This is a genomic window from Maritimibacter alkaliphilus HTCC2654, from assembly GCF_000152805.1.
GTDB classification, from domain to species: Bacteria; Pseudomonadota; Alphaproteobacteria; order Rhodobacterales; family Rhodobacteraceae; genus Maritimibacter; species Maritimibacter alkaliphilus.
In genome coordinates this window covers 3,916,892-3,919,915 of the sequence record NZ_CH902578.1, presented here as the reverse complement: position 1 = coordinate 3,919,915, position 3,024 = coordinate 3,916,892, and the positions used below count along the sequence as shown (strand labels likewise).

The following is a 3,024-nucleotide window of genomic DNA, read 5'->3' as shown; positions in this document are numbered from 1 at the left end:
TCTGGCGCGAAGCCGAAGCGGCACAGCTTCGAAAACGGGCGAAAGACCTCAAGGAGCGCGAACATGCGCTCGCCGGACGTGAGGCCGCGCAACGGCAGCGCGAAGCAGAAATAGAGACCCGGGAACGCGCCACCGCCGAAAGCGAATCTGCCTTTCGCAAGGCTCAGGTGACAGCAGACGCGAAAGCCGCGCGGTTGGATGAACGAGAGGCCGTCAACAATCAGGTCGAAACCCTTCTCGACGTGGCCGCATCACAGGGCACAGTCGGAGAGGCGAAAGAAGACGAGGCGCCTCTGACGGCGCGCATTCGCCGCAAACTGGGGCGCGTGTTCGCGTCTCTGTCACCTCTACGAAACGGACTGCGGAGAACGAGACTGCCAAGCGGATGGCAGCCGCGGAACGCCTGGCGCGAAAAGCCGAAGCCTTCCTGCACGCGATGCATGCAGCTGTCCCGCGCATTTCTCTGCCGATCATCGAAAAACGGGTCCGGGGCGAGGCGAACGACTTCGCGGACGCAAAGCTGACAGCGAAAACAATCATGAAATCGGAGACTTCGCGCAAAGGCGGCAAGGAAATCGACGAGTGATAGCATTTATTATCTTGGGGCCATCTCAAACGACATCAACTCCCCTCCAGATCGCTCACACACTTAATCACGGAGACATCTGATGTTTGAAGATATCGACAAAGATGATGCCTCGACAGCACGTATGAAAGCGCGTGTCGATCGACAACGAGCCAAAGTGGCCACAAAAAGAGCCAAGAAAGAAGCCGCAGCCCGAAAGGAAATCATACTGACCTGCTCCCCTTGGAGTCCGCGTTTATTGGTTAGCTCTGTTCAGGTTTTGGTCCTCTTTCGACCTTTGGTGATACTCCCACGGGGTGAGCCCTTCGAGGCTCGTGTTGGGGGCGGTGATGTTTGTAGTCGTCTCTCCACGCCGCGATCAGTCCGCGGGCATGGCGCGGGTTGGCGAACAGGTGCTCGTTGAGATGGCGTAATCGGGGCTCAGTCCCCAGATTCGCCGGTAGTCTTCTTACCGGTAAATCCATGACCGGGAGAACGACCATGACCAGAGTATTGTATGTGGGCCTCGACGTCTCACTCGAGATGACCAGCATCTGTGTTGTCGATGCCGAGGGCGGAATGATCCTTGAGACAAAGGCGGTTTCAGACCCTGCCGACATCGGCGAAATGCTGGCTGGTATCGACGGCACCTTCGAGCGAGTTGGCTTCGAAGCCGGGCCTTTGTCGCAGTGGCTTTACAATGGCCTCACGAGCGCAGGCTTGCCCGCGGTCTGCATTGAAGCGCGACATGCCAAGGCTGCGATGGTGGCCATGAATCGCAACAAGAATGATCGCAATGATGCCCGATCTTTGGCGCAACTCATCCGCTCGGGCTGGTTCAAGGCCGTTCACGTGAAGTCGACGGAGAGCCAGGAGATGCGCACGCTCCTGATGTCGCGCGAGTTTTTCGTCAATAAGCTGCGCGACCATGAGAACGAGATCCGAGGTCTTCTGCGTCCATTCGGGCTGAAGGTCGGCCGTGTCGCGACGAGGGACTTCGAGGCCCGGGTGCGTGAACTTGTGGAGGGGCACCCGAACCTCGAGCTCTGTATGTCCGCATTACTTCGCGGGCGCGCCGAGATGCAGACGCAACTTGCCGAACTTCACCGGGCACTTTTGCGTCTCACGGCTAACGACGAACTCTGCCGCCGGTTCATGACCATCCCCGGAGTTGGTCCGGTCACGGCACTGGCCTTCAAAGCAACGATCGACGACCCGGGGCGCTTCCGCCGCTCCAGTGATGTCGGCGCTCACCTTGGCCTGACACCGAGACAATACCAGTCTGGAGAGACCGACGTGAGGGGGCGCATCAGCCGCTCCGGCGATGCCTTCACTCGAACGGCGCTCTTCACCGCGGCCCATGTCATGCTCACCCGCTCCCGCCAATGGACGTCGATCCGAGCCTGGGGCTTGAGGATCGCAAAGCGGAGCAGTCTGAAAAAGGCGAAGATCGCGGTGGCGCGCAAACTCGCCGTCGTAATGCATCGCATGTGGCGCGACGACGCCCCTTTCCACTGGGGAGCCGCTGCATGATCTGATCCCGAAGCCCTGGCGCTAGTTCGTCCAGTGCTTTGGCAAGGGTCCCGTCAGGGACGGGGATGAGGCGAAGGCCGCACGAGTGCCTGGTGCTGCTTCTGCGCGCAATCACGCAAGCCCGCCGTTTAGCATGGTCCGCCTCACCTTCGACCGCCAACATGCGGCGCGCCCTAGGACGGGCCGACCGCGGACAGAAGCATGACCCCACGACGGAACCGAAGCCGATCACACTTGACGAACACGCCCCGATTACAGAAGACACTCGTCCCTCAGGCATCCGTTGAAGCTCTCGACGAAGCCGTTCTGCAAGGGTTTGCCGGGGGCGATGTAGAGCCACGCGACTTGCCGGTCTTCCTGCCAGCCAAAGATGGCGTTCGACGTCAGTTCCGTCCCGTTGTCGCTGACCACCATGCAGGGATGACCCCTGAGTTCCGCGATCCGGTCGAGTTCGCGGGCGACGCGGACGCCGGACAGCGAAGTGTCGATCACGGTGGCTAGGCACTCCCGGCTGAAGATGAGCCTTGTCGCGCCATTGGTCTGAGCGACAATGGCGAATGATCACGCAGAGGATCCGGAAGCGGCGGCCGTCCGAGAGTGTGTCGGACACGAAGTCCAGGCTCCAGTGCTGGTTCGGCCCCTGCGGGATCGCCATCGGCGCCCGGGTGCCGATCGCCCGCTTCCGCCCGCCGCGCTTGCGCACGGTCAGCCCTTCTTCGCGGTAGCTCCGGTAGAGCTTCTTCCAGTTCACGGTCCAGCCTTCGCGCTTCAGCAGGATGTGCAGGCGCCGATAGCCGAACCGTCGGCGCTCTCCCGACAGCTCCCGGAGCCGCTCGCGCAATTCCTCGTCCTCCGGCCGCGTCGGGCGCCGCCGATACACACGCGGATCGATCCCGGCCAGGGCGCAAGCCCGCCGCTGCGAGTAG

The 3,024-nt window shown here is 61.6% G+C and carries 2 protein-coding genes and 2 pseudogenes; 2 read left to right on the top strand and 2 right to left on the bottom strand.

Features of this window, described 5'->3' with window-relative positions:
- Positions 1–385 precede the first annotated feature (385 nt).
- Positions 386–586 carry a hypothetical protein gene (locus RB2654_RS20195; RefSeq protein ID WP_008334505.1) on the top strand — a complete coding sequence of 67 codons (201 nt, stop codon included), beginning with the start codon at positions 386–388 and terminating at the stop codon, positions 584–586.
- 235 nt (positions 587–821) lie between these two features.
- Here the strand turns inward: RB2654_RS20195 and RB2654_RS23495 are convergent.
- Positions 822–990 (bottom strand): annotated as a pseudogene (locus RB2654_RS23495) (integrase core domain-containing protein); the annotation flags it as partial.
- 76 nt (positions 991–1,066) lie between these two features.
- On the opposite strand from RB2654_RS23495, the gene RB2654_RS20190 reads away from it, so the two are divergent.
- Positions 1,067–2,098: an IS110 family RNA-guided transposase gene (locus RB2654_RS20190; RefSeq protein ID WP_040885341.1), complete on the top strand. Its 1,032-nt coding sequence runs from the start codon at positions 1,067–1,069 to the stop codon at positions 2,096–2,098.
- Between the two features lie 258 nt (positions 2,099–2,356).
- On the opposite strand, the pseudogene RB2654_RS23015 reads toward RB2654_RS20190, so the two are convergent.
- Positions 2,357–3,024 (bottom strand): annotated as a pseudogene (locus RB2654_RS23015) (DDE-type integrase/transposase/recombinase); the annotation flags it as partial.